Source organism: Crocosphaera sp. XPORK-15E (genome assembly GCF_034931425.1).
GTDB lineage: Bacteria > Cyanobacteriota > Cyanobacteriia > Cyanobacteriales > Microcystaceae > UHCC-0190.
Map to the genome: position 1 here is coordinate 169736 of NZ_JAYGHQ010000004.1, position 17671 is coordinate 187406.

Below are 17671 nucleotides of genomic sequence, written 5' to 3' on the forward strand. Positions count from 1 at the left end.
AGGCGGACTTAGTTTTTATAGGATCAGACTTTAGTCTGTTATTAATTATTAGTTTAGTATAGTAAGTCCGGTAGAACCAAATAAGTTTCATTATCCTTCAAATACTATTTGCAGCAATAAAAAGCTATAATTTAGCTATGACGGCTCAACCTAGAGAGATTCGGCGTTATGTTACTAATGACGGCAAAATACCCTTTGCTCAATGGCTTGATTCTCTGCGAGATATTAAAGCTAAAACTAAGATTGCTCAACGATTGAACCGTGTTAGTTTAGGTAACTTAGGAGATCATCAAAATATTGGCAAGATTATAGGAGACGAGAAAATGCCAACCAGTGATAGTTATCATGATTCCCTAATTGAATCTCTTAAAGATTCTCATTATGCTGCGGTTTATCTAGAAACTCATCTAGAAACAGAGGAACATGAATTTGAGCCAGAATTATTAAAATTAGCTCTTACTCATGTATTAGAAGCATTAGGTTCTCAAGTTTTGACCCCAGAACAAATGACAATTCAGGTTAAAAATTTAGAACAATTAATGAAAAAATCTCCTCCTGAAGCCATTAATGATTTAGCTTATTTGCTCAAATCTTTAGGACTAAAATTAACAGTAAAAGTTGATCCACAAATCCAAGAAAATAATCAGACTTACCCTATTAATCAAGTTAAGATTACAGTTTAGATAAAAAAAGAGTCGGTTCGCTATGAATATGGAACAGAATTTTGAGTTTACCTTCTTGGAAAGCTTCCTGGTAAACCTTAGTTTGTTTCAACTCACTTAATCCAAATATGCCTCAATTTCCTCCCGACTTTTATTGATACTTTCGAGATTCATTTTCGACAAAATCAATCGGTAATTTCAAAACTCTGGCAATTTGCTCAATGCTTAATCCCTCTTTAGTTAATTCTGGAATAGTCGCTAATTTAGCCTTAAGTTCACCCTTAAGTTCACCTTCTTCAAAAGCTTCCTGGTAAACCTTAGTTTGTTTCAACTCACTTAATCCAAACATTGCCTCAATTTCCTCCCGACTTTTATTAGGTAATTTATAAACAATAATTGTCTCAATTAAATCGATGAGATTACGCTTAATTGCTTCATCTGTTAACTGTTGTTGTGCTTGTTTAACTAACGCTTTGGCTTTTTCTCCTACATTATCTTCCTTCTCAATAATTAGTTTAACAACTTTTATGCCCAATGAACTAGATATTTCTTCGTCTAATTCATCCAAATAAATACGTCTCACTCGATTTAATGCTAGAATCTCACTAAATTGTATCCTTTCTTCCCTTTCTACCTTTCTCTGAGGATAAATAACCACAACTTGCCAAGGATAGAGAATTTCAGATTGTTTGAGATAGATAAATAATTCACTAAATAAACGACGGTAAAACTTTTTATCTGGCTGAAATTGGACTTCTACTAAGTAAAATGGTTGGTTAAAGTCCTCCGTTTTCGGCAAAAATAAACCATCCATCCGAAAAGCTAATTGTTTGACTTCAAGGGAAGTAAATTCATAACCTATTGCGGTATCGGGTGAACTCCCTATTAATTCAAAGAAAATACTAGGAAACTCTTGAAATAAACGGTAAAATATGCTATCTGTTTTCATGTTAATTAAATAAATTTTCTATAAAGAATTGATTCGTCTTTCTAACTCCTCAACCTTTAATTTATCTCCTAATATTATATAATTATCTTTGGATTTTTTCAACCAAGTAATCCCTTCTTTTTTGTTATTAAGTCCATAGTAAGCTTCTCCTAGTCCCTGTTGTGCCTCTGCTTGTCCTTCTATATCTTCTGTTTGTTTTGCTAATTCTAAAGCTTGCGAATAATAACTTTTTGCCTGTAGACTTAACCCTGTCCCATCACATCCAGCCACCCCAATTCTTCTTTTACCCATATCTAATCCTAGGGCAGAAATTCGCTCCATTTTTTGTTTAAAAATAACCCTGTTCATAGATTACTGTATTTTGTTGACATATTAACATTGTTGACGGGGCCAAACTTTAATAGCAATGTCAGCTAACCTATTTGCTCTATCTTGAATTGTCTCAAAATTCCATTTATCAATCTCCCTAAAATCATGATTAAGATAAAGATTACTCTTTTTCAAATATTCTAATTTTTCAGAATATGATTTATTAGACAATTCAGAATTATATGCAGTTAATGTTAGATTTCCTAACGTATGAAGCCATTTTGTATGATTTGATGAATGATCATCCCCTAACTTTTTCTTCCATTCATCTTTAATTTTTTGAGGCATAATATGTTCAATTGTTAAAGTTGAAAAATCAACAATTTCTTTACCTTGATATTTTTCTAATCTTTCTAGAAGAAACTTATTTCGATCATTTTTAGTTCCTTTATAAATAGTTTGATTTACCAATTTTGTCTTAAATTCTTTATCACTTGGCCATCTTTTATTCTTGTCAAACTTGTTAAGTGTTTTATATAATCCATCAACAATACTACTAGATTCTGCTTTCTTGATTTCAGCATATAGATTATTAATAATTCCTCCTAAACTTTGTGTTGATACGCGCGAAAATAGACGACGCACAAAATAAGATTCTAAATAAAGCAAGATTTTTTCAAAGTCTTGCTCTGAAATTTTGCCATTTTCATAATCATTATATATATTTAGCAAAAAAATATGTGATGTTTTAAAATCAAGCCTTAATAAATTATTAAAATATTCTTTAAATTTACTATTTGATTCTTCTTTTTGAGGAAAGTTAAAACGCTGATAATAGTTAGAAAATTTAACTAGCAATTGAAGTTCTTCGAGTAAATTATTTTGATTCTGATCAAATCTTTTTTTTAGAGATTGGTAAACATATTTTTGCTGAACGGATTTACCATCTTTGCGTAAGTAGAACCAAAAAGCATTGGTTAATTCTTCAGAATATTTATCACCAACTTCTGTTTTAAATTTGTCTTCAAGAGGCCGCCATAATTGATTATATTGTTCTTCTCTATTATCAATAGGAAGCTTCATAAATATATAGTTGCGAACTAAATCAGCTTGAGTTAGTTCCTGTCCTTTATTATTCAAACTTTCAAAGATTAAATAGGGGTTATCCTTTTCATCAGATGTAATATTAACAATGATGAGTTTTTCAAGAATTATACTTTTTAATTTTTCACAAAAACTGAGGTTTTTTAGGCTTTTTTCTTCAAGTTTTTTTGTAAAGTGTTCATAAGCATCATTTATTTTTCCTTTACTATTATTATCTTGTCCGTTATTCTTAATAATAGATCGATAGGATTCCCGATCTGTTTTAGTTGGTAGAATTTTAAAGAAATCATCATTATTTTTGAATTTGTTAATTAAATAATATTCATGTAGTTCCTCTGCAAGATCGTTATTATCTTGGCGTAATTTATCTCGTAACGTTGCTAATAAAATACTTAAAGTAGTTAAACGCTGTTGTCCATCAATAATTAAAAAAGCTGAAATTCCATCGGCTGTACCTGATACTGCCTGTGTTACGATTGGACCTAAAAAGTAGAACCCTTCAATTTCTCCCTTATAAATACTCATTAAATCATTCCAAAGAGCGTCCCAGTAGTCTTTATTCCAGGAGTAAGGTCTTTGAAAAAGAGGAACTTGGAACTGCTTTGTGCCTTCTAATAAATTACGAATACTGGTTTCTGACGCTTTCATACTCTAGATCATCTCAATCAATTTACTGTTATTGTTCCCCAAAACTGATATTACATAACAACAGAGCTTAAAAAATATTTTAAGTACATTTACTCAGTCGTTTGGATTAACAGTTAATGAATTTTTTTTTTTTTTTGGGATTATTTTCAAGAATAACTTGCTTAATTTACCCTACTCCTGATCCGTATTTTCTGAAGGTTCTAGAGAAGAATTTTGCTCTTTTGTGTTATTTAGTTTAGTCGTTTTTTCTGAAGGGTTTAAGGGTGTTTTTAGCCATGCCATACGACTAGGAATAGGAGTTCGAGGAACTGCTTGTAAACCCTGTAACATCTCTGATAGATGGAGTCCTTCTGGTTTTGCTTCTTTTAATTTATGCCAGACGGAACGAGACATAAGCAAGGTATGTTCTATGGGTTTTGCTCCCAATTTTTCTAGATATTCTTCTCGTTCATGTTGATAATCTGATGATACTAATTCTAAGCTTGGGTTAGGAAATTTCTGCACAATTCGGCCCATCTGAGCAAGTAACTGAGGATAAAGCCAAGTATAAGCTGGATGAACGGTTAATTGAGCTTGATGGGGTTGAGAACCATCTTTCGATAAAGTTAATTTAAAATAGCCGATCGCCGCTTTACGTTGGGGTTCAAATACATAGCCTTCAGCCATTTCCTTTTGATGAAACCACTGTTGCCATTTTGAACAGAATCCTCTTAAAAAACGAGTCCTAAAATCTTGGGGGTTGCGATCAAAAACCTGACGTAATAGTGGGGGCATAGACACACAATCTAACTGATACAGTAGATGAGCATCCGCATTACTAACAGGCAATAAATTGGGTAAATCTAAATTATTTTGGGACAATTGTTGTAATAATTCTGGCTCTAAAAACCAATAGGTTAATTGGGCCAAAGGTTGAAAACCACTTTGACGATATAAGGCTAAGGTATTCTTATCATTAATATTAACTTCTAATACCCAGGTTCTCGCTTCCCAAATCGTTTCTAGACAGTGACGTAATAATTGGGAACCGATGCCTTTAGGATTAGTCAATAATTCCGGTTCTCCTTCTCCATCAGCTACGATAACCCGTTCTACACGCCACGTACTGCGGCCCGTATTAAAAGGAGAAATTTGAATAAATCCCCTTAAACTGCTTTCTTGGGAAGATTTGGGTAATTCAGCCACATAAACCCGAAAATGGTCTTGAAAAATATTGGGAAACCAACTGAGAAACTTCAGCAGTCCAAACCAAGGTCTAACCTGTTGTAGCTGCTCTTGAAATAAGACAGCAACGGAGTTTTGTTGAGCCTGGGCAGACTCACTGGCAAGGGCTTCCAACCAGTCAAGATCCCGATATTGCACGGGTCGAATTAGGGGCTTAGGATGATTATCAAAGGATGCTGTCATGAATCGCACCGGAGAATTAGGTCGCCTATTTTATATCTTAACCATTTTTGTAGAATTCTCGTTCTACTTGTTTGCTTTCTCAACAAAGCTCAATCTCTACGTTATTGTAACATTTATTTACAAAGCTTTGTAAACTAGAGATTGGCCCACTTCAATCCTTAGAGACTAATGAGTACCTTAATTCGCGTGGAACGCGCCCTTGTAATTGGTCATATTTTGTCAATGGCCTTTGGTTTGGCGGGATTATTATTGGTATTACCCAATCCTGATTTTATTGCTAGTTTGCCCCCCATTGGTAAAACTGCCTTCGCTTGGTCTATGGCCGGTGGCGGTGTCATGTATATGCTGTTAGGAATGGCAGCAGTAACGGTTTATGCCTATCGTACCCTTGGTGTTTGGCACTGGTTAGGGTTTATGTTACCTGCCTTGACTATTTCCCTCAGTAGCGAATTATTGGGAACCAGTACCGGGTTTCCCTTTGGTCACTATCGCTATTTAACAGGACTTGGTTATAAAATTTCGGGATTAGTACCGTTTACTATCCCTTTGTCTTGGTTTTATTTAGGCTTTAGTGCTTATTTAATTGCTCGTGCGGGTTTAAATAACAAATTAACCTCAAATTGGTTAAAAATCTTTGGTTCGATTGTTCTAGGTTCTATTTTCTTAACCGCTTGGGATTTTGTTTTAGATCCCGCCATGAGTCAAACCACCATGCCCTTTTGGGTTTGGGAACAACCGGGGGCCTTTTTTGGGATGCCTTACCAAAATTTTGCGGGATGGTTCGGCACTGGGGCAACTTTTATGACGGTTGCTACCTTAATTTGGCTGATGAAACCTTTCAAACTTCCCCAACATCAGTTAGGCTTACCCTTGGCTATTTATGTGAGTAATTTTGCTTTTGCAACTATCATGAGTTTGGCCGCAGGAATTTATATTCCGGTCTTATTAGGGTTAATTGTGGGACTTTTGCCCGTTTTGCTCCTATATCGTTGGGCAAATACCCCAATAGAAGCCATCATCCCCGACAATATGGTAGATGTGTCCGTAGATCCCGTTGGAGTCCTGTCTAAGTGAGTGGGTTTTCTGTCTTGTTGAATGATACTGTTTTAGGCGTTATTTCCCTGTTTCTGTTGCTATTTCAAGGAACGGCAACCACTATTTTACTGTCTCGTCTCATTAAAGGGGCAATTCGTCGCCCTCCCCTAAAACCCCAATTTCCTGATCCTGATCTGTTGGGTAAGGTAACGGTGGTGGTTCCGACGCTTAATGAAGCAGAACGGATCAGCCCTTGTTTACAGGGTTTGAGTCAACAAAGTTACGAAGTTAGGGAAATTCTCATCATTGATAGTCATTCTCAAGACGGAACTCAGGAACTGGTGAAAACTGCGGCCATGAGTGATCCCCGTTTTCGCTTGATGACGGATGATCCTTTACCTTTGGGATGGGTTGGCCGTCCCTGGGCCTTACATACAGGATTTTTACATAGTTCTCCTCGCAGTGAATGGGTATTAGGCATTGATGCTGATACCCAACCCCAACGGGGTTTAGTGGCCAGTTTGGTTCGCGCTGCTGAAGATGAGGGTTATGATCTTGTCTCTCTTTCTCCCCAATTTATCCTGAAAGATGCCGGGGAATGGTGGTTACAACCTGCTTTATTGATGACTTTATTGTATCGTTTTGATTCGGCAGGGGTACGGCAACAAACACCGGAACGAGTTATGGCCAATGGTCAATGTTTTTTGTCCCGTCGCGCTGTTTTAGAACAATTAGACGGTTATGCCTGTGCTGCGGGTTCTTTTTGTGATGATGTTACTTTAGCCCGTGAAGCGGCTAAACGGGGCTTTAATGTGGGTTTTTTGGACGGTGCAAACCTCATTCGGGTCAGGATGTATGAAGGGATAACAGAAACTTGGCATGAATGGGGGCGATCGCTGGATCTCAAAGATGCGTCTTCTAGTCCTCAACTTTGGGGAGATTTGGCTTTATTATTATTGACCCAAGGATTACCATTTTTGTTATTTATTTTCTTAGTAAGTTGTTGGCTTTTTGGCTATCATTTTTTGAGTTTACAATTAGCGATCGCTCTTAATCTAGGATTATTAATCATTCGTTGGGCTTTATTAGTTGCCGTTACGCCTTCCTATTATCATGATCGTTCTTCTTTCCCCAAATCCTTATTATTTTGGTTATCTCCTTTGGCTGATCCGTTAGCGGTTTTGAGAATCTTTTTATCTGCTTCTCAAAAACCGAAACAATGGCGGGGTAGGGAGTATTAAGGTAGTGGGTTGAGGAGATTTCTGTAGGGGCTTAATAATATTAAGCCCTGGCAAAATAAAACTCTATTTTCTATTTGACTTGACAACTAATAATCGGATTTTTAGATCATGGTTTATCACGTAATTTACGACGGAAATTGTAATCTTTGTGCGACGTTTACCCAACTTTTATCTAAGTTTGATCAAGGGCATTTATTTGATTATATTCCGATGCAAGATGAAGTAATGTTAAAGCAATTTAATATTACTGCCCAAGATTGTGAAATGGGGATGATTTTAATTGATGGAAATTTACCTGATGAACGTTGGCAGGGCAGTAATGCAGCAGAAGAAATTGTTAATTTATTGCCATTAGGACAGGCTTTTATTCTGGCTTATCGTAGTTTACCAGGAATGAAATGGTTGGGGGATAAAACTTACGAACAAGTGCGAGATAATCGTTATAATTGGTTTGGTAAAAGAGAAAAAACTTATGATTCTCCTTATCCTTTTGGTTGTCATGAAATCAATAATTAGACCTTTTTAAGCACTTAAAAAATTACCAATATCTTCCTCTACGAGAAACACCAGGAGAATTACCTGGACTAGACTGAACGGGTGTTTTCTGATCTCCATTTTGACTAGCATAATGAGGCAATAATAACTTATTCCAACTATCCATCTTTTGAGGAAATTCCCTTTTACATTTAGCTGCTCTACTATTTAATTTATCTTGATTTACTGTTTGATTAGGATCTACTAAAACAAATTTCTCAATGAATATTTTTTCATATTCTTCTGGGTTACTCCCATATACTAGACAAACTAAATTAAAAAGTCTTTTATCATTGGGTGCGTGTTCATCCCAACCGGGGCCTCTGCCACCTATTTTATATAAAAGTTCATAATATTCTGAAGAATCTAAAACCATTTCTGCTGCTATACTAGGATTATATTTTCTGAATAACATAACTACAGCAAATTCATCAACGGTATCTTCTTCTTGTCCAACAGCACTTAAAGATAAGACATCAATAAGAGCATGACCTAATTCATGATAAAAAGCGACTACGGTTTCATTGATAGATTTTCGCCATGCTTGTTCAGAAGGATATTTTACTAGATTGTTAAATAGGATTAAATCTAAAGCTGTGTTTTCATAACAAACAGTTATTTGTCTTTCTGAAGGACTCCAATAAGCATTAGCGTTACCACATTCTTGAAAGACGACAGGAATATCTTCTCGCATAATTAATCCTGAAGTATTTAACTCAGTAATAATCTGATCAAATACTTGAGTTTCTATTAACTTTTGACGTATTTCTTGATTGGAAAATTTTGCTGATATTTCCCCAAATTCGTAGTAATTTGAGGAGGAAGGTTGATATTGTAAAATAAATTTACCAACTTTATTACTTTTTGTTTGTTTATTTTCTGTCTTAATTTCTCCTGCTGATGCCCTATAATCTGGATAAAACCCAGTAAAAAATAAACTAAAACTTAATAAAAAAGTAGATAAAAACTTCAGATATTTTAATTGATAATTCATTGTTAAAAACTGCTCCATATTATTAATTGATTTGACTTAAATCAGGTTGATTTTTAATGATAAAATTTCCAGCAAGTCGTAAAAAAGTTTCTATAGGAATAGCCCAACTATATTGACTCATTTCTTCTTTTTTTTCAGGAGAGGCAACTGTGCCATCTTCAAAAATATAAGGATTACCCCAAGCTGGATATTTATGCCTACCATTTATGCCGATAAGTTGACCTTGTTGATTCAATAAAGGCCCCCCACTCATACCTTTTTTAACATCATTGGTATAGCCAATTTTATAACCACCTCGAAAGGATAAGTCACTAATTAAATTAACTTTACCCGTAGTAAATGTCAAGCTATTTTTGACTGAATTATCTACTTCGTAAGGAAAACCAGCCGCATAAACTGTTTCTCCGATAGCAGGAGATGGCAACCGAGATAAGGAAACAACTTCATAAACACTGTCACTTTCAAACTGTAAAAGTCCTAAATCATATTTCTCAAAATTAAACTGATTAACAACTTTTGCCGGATAAATTTTACCGTCTGGCGTTATAATTTTATAGGAGTTATCTTGTCTCCCAAAAAGTAAAACATGATCGTTAGTTACGACTTGATAACTATTCCCTTGTCGATGAATTAAAATTCCTGAGCCTGAATTTTGCCCCGACAATACTTTAACAGTAATTTTCTCAGCATAGCTTTTAATTTCCTGTTCTTTAGATGATAAAACAATGACTTCATTTGGCTGTATCTCTGGCTTTGGCGTTGGTGAAGAAACGGTTATTTCTTCGCATTCCATAAGCTTATTTAAACTACCCACAGGGAGAACATATTGAGTAAAAACGCCACTCAAAAAACAGATTAAACCAAATAAACTAGCAGTTAAAAATTTTTGCATTAACTCGAATAGTTAGATAAAAAAGTAGGGCGGGTTTTTATATAGTTATAGATGGTTAGGTAACAACATTTTTGGCTAAACCCGCCCCTACAAACCCGCCCCTAATTTTAACTTACCAAGCTCTACCACGGGATGAACTAGGAGGTTTACCCGTATTAGAAGGAACAGTTATGGGTTGCTGATTAAGATCTGGAGAAATATTGCTATTATTATTGGTGTTAGCTCCTCCAGAAAGATTGAGGGGAATTTTCGGCGCAGATTGAATATAACCCCTTAAATTTAGTGATACGGAACCATTTCTAGTTCTCTCTAAATTACTGTTTTTTTGTGGGTTTCTCTGTCCATTGGAACTGCCACCTAACTGCATAGAAGGCCCTCCAGCAGCATCTCTAGTGTTGTCTATTTCGGCTAAGACTTGAGCCGGATCTTGATTGGGTTTCAATGTCAAAAGAATATTAGAACCGTTAGGATCACAATCGTTTCCAGCGCAAATAACCTGATAGTTATTGACTTTTCCAGCTACTAAATGATCTGGTTGAAACTGATTGAGGCGTTTTGCCACTTCTTGACATCTTTGAATCGGAGTATAAGGAGGATTGAAAAAGGTACTTGTCCATTTGAATATTTGCACAATACCTCCTTCCGTTTGAGCATAAGTAGTCGGAATATTTTTCTCATCCGTAGCACACTCAAACTGAACTGACTGAGCATAACTAGGAGAGGTGACACCGATTAAGGTAGTAAATATTCCTGTCGCTATGATGGCGAGAGATGTTTTTTTTGAGCAGAGAGTTTTCATTTTTATTCCCAACAAAATTACTATTTCAGGTAGTTTTCTAAATCATCTTCGGTAGTACCAGTAATCGGTAAAACTTTTAAACCAGCAAAAGTTCCTCCCCCTTCTACCTGATAACTAAATGTCTGATATTGCAAAGGAGTAGATTTAGCAGAGAGCAAATTTTTTCCTTCAGCTTTCAAAGTTTCAGGAGGATATTCTGTCATTAAAGCTTTGATTTTATCGCCGCGTTTTTCCGGTGCTGGATGACTTCCTGCGTCTAATTGTGCGCCGGGCATTCTGCCTAAAATATCCATTACCGCAAGACAACCATTGGGATCAAAACCGGCCTTGACGCTATAAATATAGCCTAATTCATCGGCTTCTAATTCGTGTCCTTGGCTGATTTCAGTTAAGCGTTGGTTATATCTTTCTTCTGCTTGTTTTTCTATGTCCGCTTTGATTTGCTCAATGTTTTGGGCCTTTTGCTGTGCAGCACCTCCCAATAACATACCGAAAACTCCAAGAATTTGCCCACCAGTACCTCCTACCGCACTAGCTGCTTGTGAAGCACCAACAGCAACACCAGCACCTAATGCAGCTTGTGTTTGAGCATCTTGCTCTGCTATTAATTTATCTTTTTCTGCTTTCTGAAGTTCTTCTAGTCTTGCCTGTTCTTGTTTTGCTGGGCCATATCCTAAGTGTTGTTTAACATGATGTCCCATTTCATGTCCAATTGCACAAGCTAAAGCAGAAGCATTTCCCTCTAATTGATCCATTAAACCAGCTTCAAAGGTTAGTAAGTTGGTGTCGGAAGCATAGGCGTTTATTTCATAGTTAGAGGTGACGACTATCCGCCAAGGTTTGTTATCTAAACCATTGGCTCTAGCAATGCGATCAACGATCGCATAAACTGTAAAATAGTTTTTGGGTAGTTCTTGTTGTGCTTGTTTATAAATTGGATGGATGTTAGGGGAACTAGCGGGCTTGGGATTAGCTAAAACTAATGATTGACTCGATAATAAGGTGAGGGATAAGACGCTGCCCACTAGGGTTCTTAATTTTGGTTTATTTTGAATTGGTTTCATGATTATTAAAAAATTTTAACCAGACGATACTGTGAATTGCGAATACTTACAGCATCGTAACACACAAAAAAGAAATTGTTAGATATTCTTAATATTTGGTTTACAAGATGATTAATCTGGCTACCTAATAGCTGACACCCAAAAATTACTGCTATAATTTCGTTCAGATATCATTATGGCTAGTTATGGATATGGAAGCATTAACTCTTTTAGCTGAAGGTGTAGCTTTTGTTTCAACACTTGTTCTGAGTCCAATGTTAGATGAAACAAAGAAAAAACTTGTTACTAAAGTTGGTGAGCAGTTGGCCACTGGTATTTTAGGACAGGGAAATAAGGTATTAGCATTAATAAAAAGTAAATTTCCTGACAAGGGTTCTAAGTTAGACAAAGCTGCTGAAAAACCACAAGATTATATTGAAGCAGATATCATTAAGGATATTACAGAAGTGGCTAATTCTGATGATGAGATTAAACAAGCGATCGCAGATTTAGGAAAAATGATTCAAGAAAATTCAGAAGCAAAACAAATCATTGAAAATTGGAAAGGTATTAATATTAAAGGTGGAGTTAATACCATTCAAAATAACACTTTAACAATTAATTAGTAGGGTGGGTTAGGTGGCGATCGCCTATTCAATTAATTTAGTAATCAATTATCCACCGTAACCCACCATCTACCTTAAAATTTAGTTGATAAACATTCGTTTGTATTACCAATGGAAAATCAAGAAAATAATGAAAATTGGCAAGGTATTAATACTAAGGATGGAGTAAATACCATCAAGGATAATACTATAAATATTTACAACAACACTCAAGATAAACCTAAATCTAAACCTAATCTAACACAAGAAGAATTAAAAGATTTGTATTGTCAATCTTTAGAACAAATCAAAGAAAACTATCAATATATTAAACTCTTTCACACCAAGAAACAAATTAAATTACAAGATCAATATATTCCCATTCAAGTTACTTTAGAAAGACGTTTTACTCATCAAATTGAAACCATCAGAAATTATGGAATATTAGATCTAGATTCAAAAGATGCTTACGCTACTAAAAGATTCAAGGATGAAATAGAAACTAAAGTTGACTGGAAAGCAGCAAAAAAAGACCATAAAAAAATCATGGTACTTGCTGATCCAGGTATGGGAAAATCTACCCTATTACGCATGGAAGTAGTAACCGCCGTTAAGGAACAATTAGAAAAGTTACAAAGGGGACAAAATACACAAGTTGATCAGGTAATTATTCCCTTATTTATACGTTTATCAGAGTTAGCAAAACAAACAGGAGAAATAATTGATATTATTCCCAGTATTCTCAAAGTAAACTATCCTAAAATTATTGATAAAATTGAAGACTATTTACAAGAAAAATTAACACAAGGCAAATGTTTATTATTATTAGATGCTTTAGATGAAGTCCCCAAAGATCAAAGATTACAGTTAAGTCAAAAGTTAAATCGCTTTCTTAAAAATTATCCTTGTCCCATTATTTGCACTTCCCGTATTGTCGGATATGGGGGTAACTTTATTGATGGTGCCAAAGAAGTTGAAATTGTACCTTTTGATGATCAAAAAACGGCAGAATATATCGAAACTTGGTTTAATAATGCGGACGGAAACTTAGATAATGATACGGTTTCAGCAGCAGGTTTAATTAATGAATTAAAAAACAAACCCCAAATACAAGGGTTAGCACAAAATCCCTTATTATTATCTTTATTATGTAGTTTATATCAAAGTAAAGGATTAACTTTACCTGCACGACGTACCCAAGTATATCAAAAAGCAGTTAATTATATTTTAAGTCAATGGTCAAAAGATAATCAAAGGAAATTATTAGATGATGGTTGGGTTATTGCTAAAACAAATTTATTAGAATATTTAGCCTATCAATTTAGTTGTCAAAATCAAGAAGTTTTTTCCGGTAGGGAATTATCCGATAAAATTAACGAATATTTAAACAAAACCGATCATAGAGATTTTAGTAATAAACAACCACAAGATTTAATTAAAGAATTAACAGAAGAAGATGGCATTATTCAAACCTTATCAGCAGAAGTAAATCAATATTTATTCTTACATCGTACCTTTCAAGAATATTTTACAGCCTCTTATTTAAAGATAGAGATAGAAAAGAATGAAAAAGAAGGAATTAAATTAATTCACCCTCATTTCTGGCAATATGACTGGCATGAAACCATTATTTTAGTGGCAGGTTTATTAAAAAATCCTCAGCCCTTATTAACTAAGCTTCGTAGAGAAAAGGATGATATTTTTAAGACAATGTTGTTATTAGCTGGTTCATGTCTTACGGAAGTGCAAACGCAGCAAAAAGATGATGCTTTGACGCAGAAAATAGTAAAAGAGATTACTGATTTTTGGCGACAGCATCCTAACGTAGATTTTATTACATCAGTGCTTATTTCATTAGGAAAGATAGGCAATGAAGCGGCGGTTAACCCCTTAATTCAGGCACTGACTCACTCTAAATATTCCGTTAGATGGGGTGCAGCATACGCATTACGCAATGAAGCGGCGGTTAACCCCTTAATTCAGGCACTGACTGACTCTGAATATTACGTTAGAAGCATTGTAGCAGAAACATTAGACGCATTAGGAAATATAGGCAATGAAGCAGCAGTTAACCCCTTAATTCAGGCACTGACTGACTCTCATATTAACGTTAGAAGCCATGCAGCAGAGGCATTAGGAAAGATAGGACATGAAGCGGCGGTTAAACCCTTAATTCAGGCACTGACTGACTCTGATAGTTACGTTAGAAGCCATGTAGCAGAGGCATTAGGAAAGATAGGACATGAAGCGGCGGTTAACCCCTTAATTCGGCCACTGACTGACTCTGAATATTACGCTGGAAGCAGTTTAGAAGAGGCATTAGGAAAGATAGGCAATGAAGCGGCGGTTAACCCCTTAATTCAGGCACTGACTGACTCTGAATATGACGTTAGAAGGCGTGCAGTATACGCATTAGGAAAGATAGGCAATGAAGTTGCGGTTAAGGCATTAATTCAGGCACTGACCCACTCTGATAGTGGCCTTAAATGGTTTGCAGCAGAGGCATTAGGAAAGGTAGGCAATGAAACGGCGGTTAACGGCTTAATTCAGGCACTGACTGACTCTAATGGTTATGTTCAATGGCTTGCAGCAGAGGCATTAGGAAAGATAGGCAATGAAACGGCGGTTAACCCCTTAATTCTGGCACTGACTGACTCTGATATTCTCCTTAGATGGCCTACAGCAGACGAATTAGGAAACATAGGCAATGAAGCGGCGTTTAACGCCTTAATTCTGGCACTGACTGACTCTAATATTATCGTTAGAAGCTTTGCAGCAGAGGCATTAGGAAAGATAGAGCGTCCAGAAATTTTGCAGCAACTTATCAACAATTGGAATATTGATATCTATGAGAAGGATATTTTTATCATTGCCCGTAAACTGAACGTTCGGTACAGTCGCCATAACCTACCTTATATTCCTGTCTATCCCAACTTGGTTCGCTATTTTCCTGTTAAGAGGTTTATCAAAAGACTGTTTCAAAGATGAACTTTTGGTGCTTCCAAGAGGAGGTTATAGGCGCAAGGCTTTTCCATTATCTATATAATATCATGTCAAGTCAAGTTTGACAAGGGGTTTTGTTACATAAATTTTTCCGTTATGTAGGGGTCAACGGCCGTTGACCCCTACGGTATGTTTAGCGGTAGTCTTTTCTGACAAACCCTTTAATCAGCGATCGCCCTAGAAAAATAGTATAAAAATATCTAGTGCTAGGGTTTTGAACCTAAAGATGACTGAGTAAATAGTACAAGAATATCTAGTGCTATAGTTTTGACCCTAAAATGACTGAGCAAATAGTACAAGAATATCTAGTGCTAGGGTTTTTAATCTAAGGATGACTGACAAAACATTACTTTAACTAATAGCGAACTCTGTAAACTTGCGAACATCTGGGGGATGAAAAGCTAAAACAATCTCACTTTTAGGAATACCTGCTCTGACTAAATCACTAGCAATACCATCCTCTAAACCATCTCGATGAATCCAGATTTTATTATCAATAATTTCTAAATGAACTAAACAGCCATGTACTTTGACATCATCATCCCAACCAATAGTCATTAATAGATAATCTTTGTGATCATTACTAATGATTAATTTATGTTTAAGATTTTGATAACGATAAGGAAGATCGGCATATTCCTTAAGAATAGGATAAATAATCTCATAAAATTGTGTCAACTTATCCATCCATATTAATTAAAGCATTTTTTACTGTATCATGATAGATATCTTTGGCTGGCATAAGTGAAAATTATTGTTACCAGGATTATTCTGATTCATGTAATCATGAAATGGCTGTTTAGAAAATAAACTTTGGTTGCTTCCAATAGGAGGTTATAGGCGCACGGATTTTCCATTATTTATATAATATCATGTCAAGTCAAGTTTGACAAGGGGTTTTGTACATCAATTTAGGGTTTTTAAGAGTTAACTTAGTAGACAGTTACTAACAGCTTTTATATCCCTGATATATTCGATGATTAATAAGCGCAAATAGTTCAGTTTTTCTACATATTTTTTGCTCTGAGGATAATTAAATTCTGATGAAAAATACCATTGAGTAAATTCAGGAATTTCAAAGATTTTGCATTTTTCTAATTCATTAATAATTGCTTTATGATTTTCCAATGAATTATTATTTATTATTTGAAAAGCGTATCCTCGAATAGTATCCGTTAACATTTCAATAATCCCTAAGATACTAAATTCTTGGTTTTCTTCCCATAGAGTAATTTTAGCCCTTTCTTCATGAGTATGTTGATAGTCAAGGATTAATTGATTTAAAATTTGCTCAATATATCCTTTCGTCATTAGTATATTATCAGCTTTGTTAGAACTATCTAAATTGTGCATAATTTATTCTAATTTTCACCGTAAGAAATAATTTTATTGTCTCTTTCTATTATAAATTCAGTTCCTTTATTCCATCTCAATGTTCCATTAGGTAAATTGGCTTTTCTCGCTCCTTTTTTGTTAAAATTAGCAGCTTTTCTCAGATATTTTAAATAATTACCCTTAAAATTATGTCTATCTGCATGATCTACAATACTATTGGCTAGAGTAGGATAAGTTGCTTTGTCCCACCTTTGTATGAGACTTTTGATTTCTGTAATCTCCTGCTCATTATATCCTGCTAATAATATTTGTTGATTTTAAGAGTTAACTTAGTAGACAGTCATTAACAGCTTATAATATAGGGAAACACCATAAAATTAAGAGCGTAATGAATATTGTTAATGTTGATCAATTTAGGAAAAACATAAAGCACTTTGTCGAACAAGTGATCAGTCAACACATACCCCTTAAAGTTAAATCTCACAATGGAGAGGATTTTGTTATTATTAGTGCTGAAGATTGGGAACGAGAACAAGAAACACTTTATATACTGCAAAATAATCACCTAATGCAGCAAATTTATGATTCAATAAAAACCCATACACAAGGAAATGGTTACTTACCGACTGATGAGGAATTAGATGAGATCACTGGTATTTGAGGGCAAAACTTGGTTAATCTACGAAGAACTTAGAAACAAAGATCAAAAACTACACAAAACTCTTTGTCAATTACTCAAAGAAATGTTACGGGGAGATCCAAGTATTGGTACTGGTAAACCCGAAGCTTTAAAACATAATCTTACTGGGTTTTGGTCAAGAAGATTATGTCAAAAAGATAGACTAATTTACAAATTTGATGACCACTATATTTATATTTTTGCTATTGGGGGTCATTACGATCAATTTCAATAAGAAAAATAAAACTGTTCAGAAATTCAGGAAGTAAACTTTAGTTGTCTCTAATTAGGGTATACAGGCGCAAAGATTTTCCATTATCTATATAATATCATGTCAAGTCAAGTTTGACAAGAGTTTTTTGCTACTTTACCCCTAGAAAAATTACAGGATTTGTGCTAATATTTTTATTGTTCATATTATTAAAAATGCGA

The 17671-nt window shown here is 35.0% G+C and carries 17 protein-coding genes and 1 pseudogene; 8 read left to right on the forward strand and 10 right to left on the reverse strand.

All coding sequences use genetic code 11. The annotated features are described in order from the left end of the window. Positions 1–137 precede the first annotated feature (137 nt). On the forward strand, positions 138–683 hold the full coding sequence (locus tag VB691_RS04920) for a hypothetical protein (RefSeq protein ID WP_323290351.1): 546 nt from the start codon (positions 138–140) through the stop codon (positions 681–683). Positions 684–813: 130 nt separating this feature from the next. On the opposite strand, the gene VB691_RS04925 is transcribed toward VB691_RS04920, so the two are convergent. The 4 genes and pseudogenes from VB691_RS04925 to VB691_RS04940 form a co-directional block, all read right to left on the reverse strand. After that, on the reverse strand, positions 814–1611 hold the full coding sequence (locus VB691_RS04925) for an Rpn family recombination-promoting nuclease/putative transposase (protein WP_323290352.1): 798 nt from the start codon (positions 1609–1611) through the stop codon (positions 814–816). 252 nt (positions 1612–1863) lie between these two features. Next, positions 1864–1932: pseudogene (locus VB691_RS04930) on the reverse strand (Holliday junction resolvase RuvX); the annotation flags it as partial. A 51-nt stretch (positions 1933–1983) separates the two neighbouring features. Continuing rightward, entirely contained in the window at positions 1984–3672 is a 1689-nt protein-coding gene (locus VB691_RS04935; protein WP_323290353.1) for a DUF262 domain-containing HNH endonuclease family protein, read from the reverse strand. Positions 3673–3843: 171 nt separating this feature from the next. Further along, positions 3844–5079, reverse strand: coding sequence for a GNAT family N-acetyltransferase (locus VB691_RS04940; protein ID WP_323290354.1), 1236 nt, complete (start codon positions 5077–5079; stop codon positions 3844–3846). 168 nt (positions 5080–5247) lie between these two features. Here VB691_RS04940 and cruF point away from each other — a divergent pair, with 168 nt between their 5' ends. The 3 genes from cruF (at position 5248) to VB691_RS04955 (ending at position 7871) form a co-directional block, all read left to right on the forward strand. Continuing rightward, the gene (gene cruF / locus VB691_RS04945; RefSeq protein ID WP_323290355.1) at positions 5248–6153 is read left to right on the forward strand and encodes a gamma-carotene 1'-hydroxylase CruF; all 906 of its coding nucleotides are present in this window, start codon (positions 5248–5250) and stop codon (positions 6151–6153) included. Further along, positions 6150–7355 carry a 2'-O-glycosyltransferase CruG gene (gene cruG, locus VB691_RS04950; protein WP_416244706.1) on the forward strand — a complete coding sequence of 402 codons (1206 nt, stop codon included), beginning with the start codon at positions 6150–6152 and terminating at the stop codon, positions 7353–7355. Before cruF ends, cruG begins: the two co-directional genes overlap by 4 nt. 108 nt (positions 7356–7463) lie before the next feature. Next, entirely contained in the window at positions 7464–7871 is a 408-nt protein-coding gene (locus tag VB691_RS04955) for a thiol-disulfide oxidoreductase DCC family protein (protein WP_323290356.1), read from the forward strand. 22 nt (positions 7872–7893) lie between these two features. Here the strand turns inward: VB691_RS04955 and VB691_RS04960 are convergent, their stop codons facing one another. The 4 genes from VB691_RS04960 to VB691_RS04975 all read right to left on the reverse strand — a co-directional run bounded on the left by VB691_RS04960 (position 7894) and on the right by VB691_RS04975 (position 11638). Further along, complete coding sequence (locus tag VB691_RS04960; RefSeq protein WP_323290357.1) at positions 7894–8883, reverse strand: DUF4344 domain-containing metallopeptidase; 990 nt, start codon at positions 8881–8883, stop codon at positions 7894–7896. A gap of 22 nt (positions 8884–8905) precedes the next feature. Then, positions 8906–9775: a serine protease gene (locus VB691_RS04965; protein ID WP_323290358.1), complete on the reverse strand. Its 870-nt coding sequence runs from the start codon at positions 9773–9775 to the stop codon at positions 8906–8908. A 112-nt stretch (positions 9776–9887) separates the two neighbouring features. Beyond that, positions 9888–10574 carry a COP23 domain-containing protein gene (locus VB691_RS04970; RefSeq protein WP_323290359.1) on the reverse strand — a complete coding sequence of 229 codons (687 nt, stop codon included), beginning with the start codon at positions 10572–10574 and terminating at the stop codon, positions 9888–9890. Positions 10575–10594: 20 nt separating this feature from the next. Beyond that, positions 10595–11638: a M48 family metalloprotease gene (locus VB691_RS04975; RefSeq protein WP_323290360.1), complete on the reverse strand. Its 1044-nt coding sequence runs from the start codon at positions 11636–11638 to the stop codon at positions 10595–10597. A 185-nt stretch (positions 11639–11823) separates the two neighbouring features. On the opposite strand from VB691_RS04975, the gene VB691_RS04980 reads away from it, so the two are divergent. Further along, positions 11824–12243, forward strand: coding sequence for a hypothetical protein (locus VB691_RS04980; protein WP_323290361.1), 420 nt, complete (start codon positions 11824–11826; stop codon positions 12241–12243). A 111-nt stretch (positions 12244–12354) separates the two neighbouring features. Further along, positions 12355–15210, forward strand: coding sequence for an NACHT domain-containing protein (locus VB691_RS04985; protein ID WP_323290362.1), 2856 nt, complete (start codon positions 12355–12357; stop codon positions 15208–15210). A gap of 366 nt (positions 15211–15576) precedes the next feature. Here the strand turns inward: VB691_RS04985 and VB691_RS04990 are convergent, their stop codons facing one another. Continuing rightward, positions 15577–15912, reverse strand: a complete 336-nt coding sequence (locus VB691_RS04990; RefSeq protein ID WP_323290363.1) for a XisI protein — start codon at positions 15910–15912, stop codon at positions 15577–15579. Between the two features lie 240 nt (positions 15913–16152). Next, positions 16153–16578: a hypothetical protein gene (locus VB691_RS04995; RefSeq protein ID WP_323290364.1), complete on the reverse strand. Its 426-nt coding sequence runs from the start codon at positions 16576–16578 to the stop codon at positions 16153–16155. Between the two features lie 370 nt (positions 16579–16948). Here VB691_RS04995 and VB691_RS05000 point away from each other — a divergent pair, with 370 nt between their 5' ends. Together VB691_RS05000 and VB691_RS05005 are read left to right on the forward strand one after the other, a co-directional pair. Next, the gene (locus tag VB691_RS05000; RefSeq protein WP_323290365.1) at positions 16949–17221 is read left to right on the forward strand and encodes a type II toxin-antitoxin system Phd/YefM family antitoxin; all 273 of its coding nucleotides are present in this window, start codon (positions 16949–16951) and stop codon (positions 17219–17221) included. Continuing rightward, on the forward strand, positions 17202–17474 hold the full coding sequence (locus tag VB691_RS05005) for a Txe/YoeB family addiction module toxin (protein ID WP_323290366.1): 273 nt from the start codon (positions 17202–17204) through the stop codon (positions 17472–17474). Before VB691_RS05000 ends, VB691_RS05005 begins: the two co-directional genes overlap by 20 nt. The last annotated feature ends 197 nt before the right edge of the window (positions 17475–17671 follow it).

Bases quoted from the DNA above. Each gene is read 5' to 3' on its own strand.
- VB691_RS04920 (WP_323290351.1), top strand. From the start codon at position 138: ATGACGGCTCAACCTAGAGAGATTCGGCGTTATGTTACTAATGACGGC.
- VB691_RS04925 (WP_323290352.1), bottom strand. From the start codon at position 1,611: ATGAAAACAGATAGCATATTTTACCGTTTATTTCAAGAGTTTCCTAGT.
- VB691_RS04935 (WP_323290353.1), bottom strand. From the start codon at position 3,672: ATGAAAGCGTCAGAAACCAGTATTCGTAATTTATTAGAAGGCACAAAG.
- VB691_RS04940 (WP_323290354.1), bottom strand. From the start codon at position 5,079: ATGACAGCATCCTTTGATAATCATCCTAAGCCCCTAATTCGACCCGTG.
- cruF (WP_323290355.1), top strand. From the start codon at position 5,248: ATGAGTACCTTAATTCGCGTGGAACGCGCCCTTGTAATTGGTCATATT.
- VB691_RS04955 (WP_323290356.1), top strand. From the start codon at position 7,464: ATGGTTTATCACGTAATTTACGACGGAAATTGTAATCTTTGTGCGACG.
- VB691_RS04960 (WP_323290357.1), bottom strand. From the start codon at position 8,883: ATGAATTATCAATTAAAATATCTGAAGTTTTTATCTACTTTTTTATTA.
- VB691_RS04965 (WP_323290358.1), bottom strand. From the start codon at position 9,775: ATGCAAAAATTTTTAACTGCTAGTTTATTTGGTTTAATCTGTTTTTTG.
- VB691_RS04970 (WP_323290359.1), bottom strand. From the start codon at position 10,574: ATGAAAACTCTCTGCTCAAAAAAAACATCTCTCGCCATCATAGCGACA.
- VB691_RS04975 (WP_323290360.1), bottom strand. From the start codon at position 11,638: ATGAAACCAATTCAAAATAAACCAAAATTAAGAACCCTAGTGGGCAGC.
- VB691_RS04980 (WP_323290361.1), top strand. From the start codon at position 11,824: ATGGATATGGAAGCATTAACTCTTTTAGCTGAAGGTGTAGCTTTTGTT.
- VB691_RS04985 (WP_323290362.1), top strand. From the start codon at position 12,355: ATGGAAAATCAAGAAAATAATGAAAATTGGCAAGGTATTAATACTAAG.
- VB691_RS04990 (WP_323290363.1), bottom strand. From the start codon at position 15,912: ATGGATAAGTTGACACAATTTTATGAGATTATTTATCCTATTCTTAAG.
- VB691_RS04995 (WP_323290364.1), bottom strand. From the start codon at position 16,578: ATGCACAATTTAGATAGTTCTAACAAAGCTGATAATATACTAATGACG.
- VB691_RS05000 (WP_323290365.1), top strand. From the start codon at position 16,949: ATGAATATTGTTAATGTTGATCAATTTAGGAAAAACATAAAGCACTTT.
- VB691_RS05005 (WP_323290366.1), top strand. From the start codon at position 17,202: ATGAGATCACTGGTATTTGAGGGCAAAACTTGGTTAATCTACGAAGAA.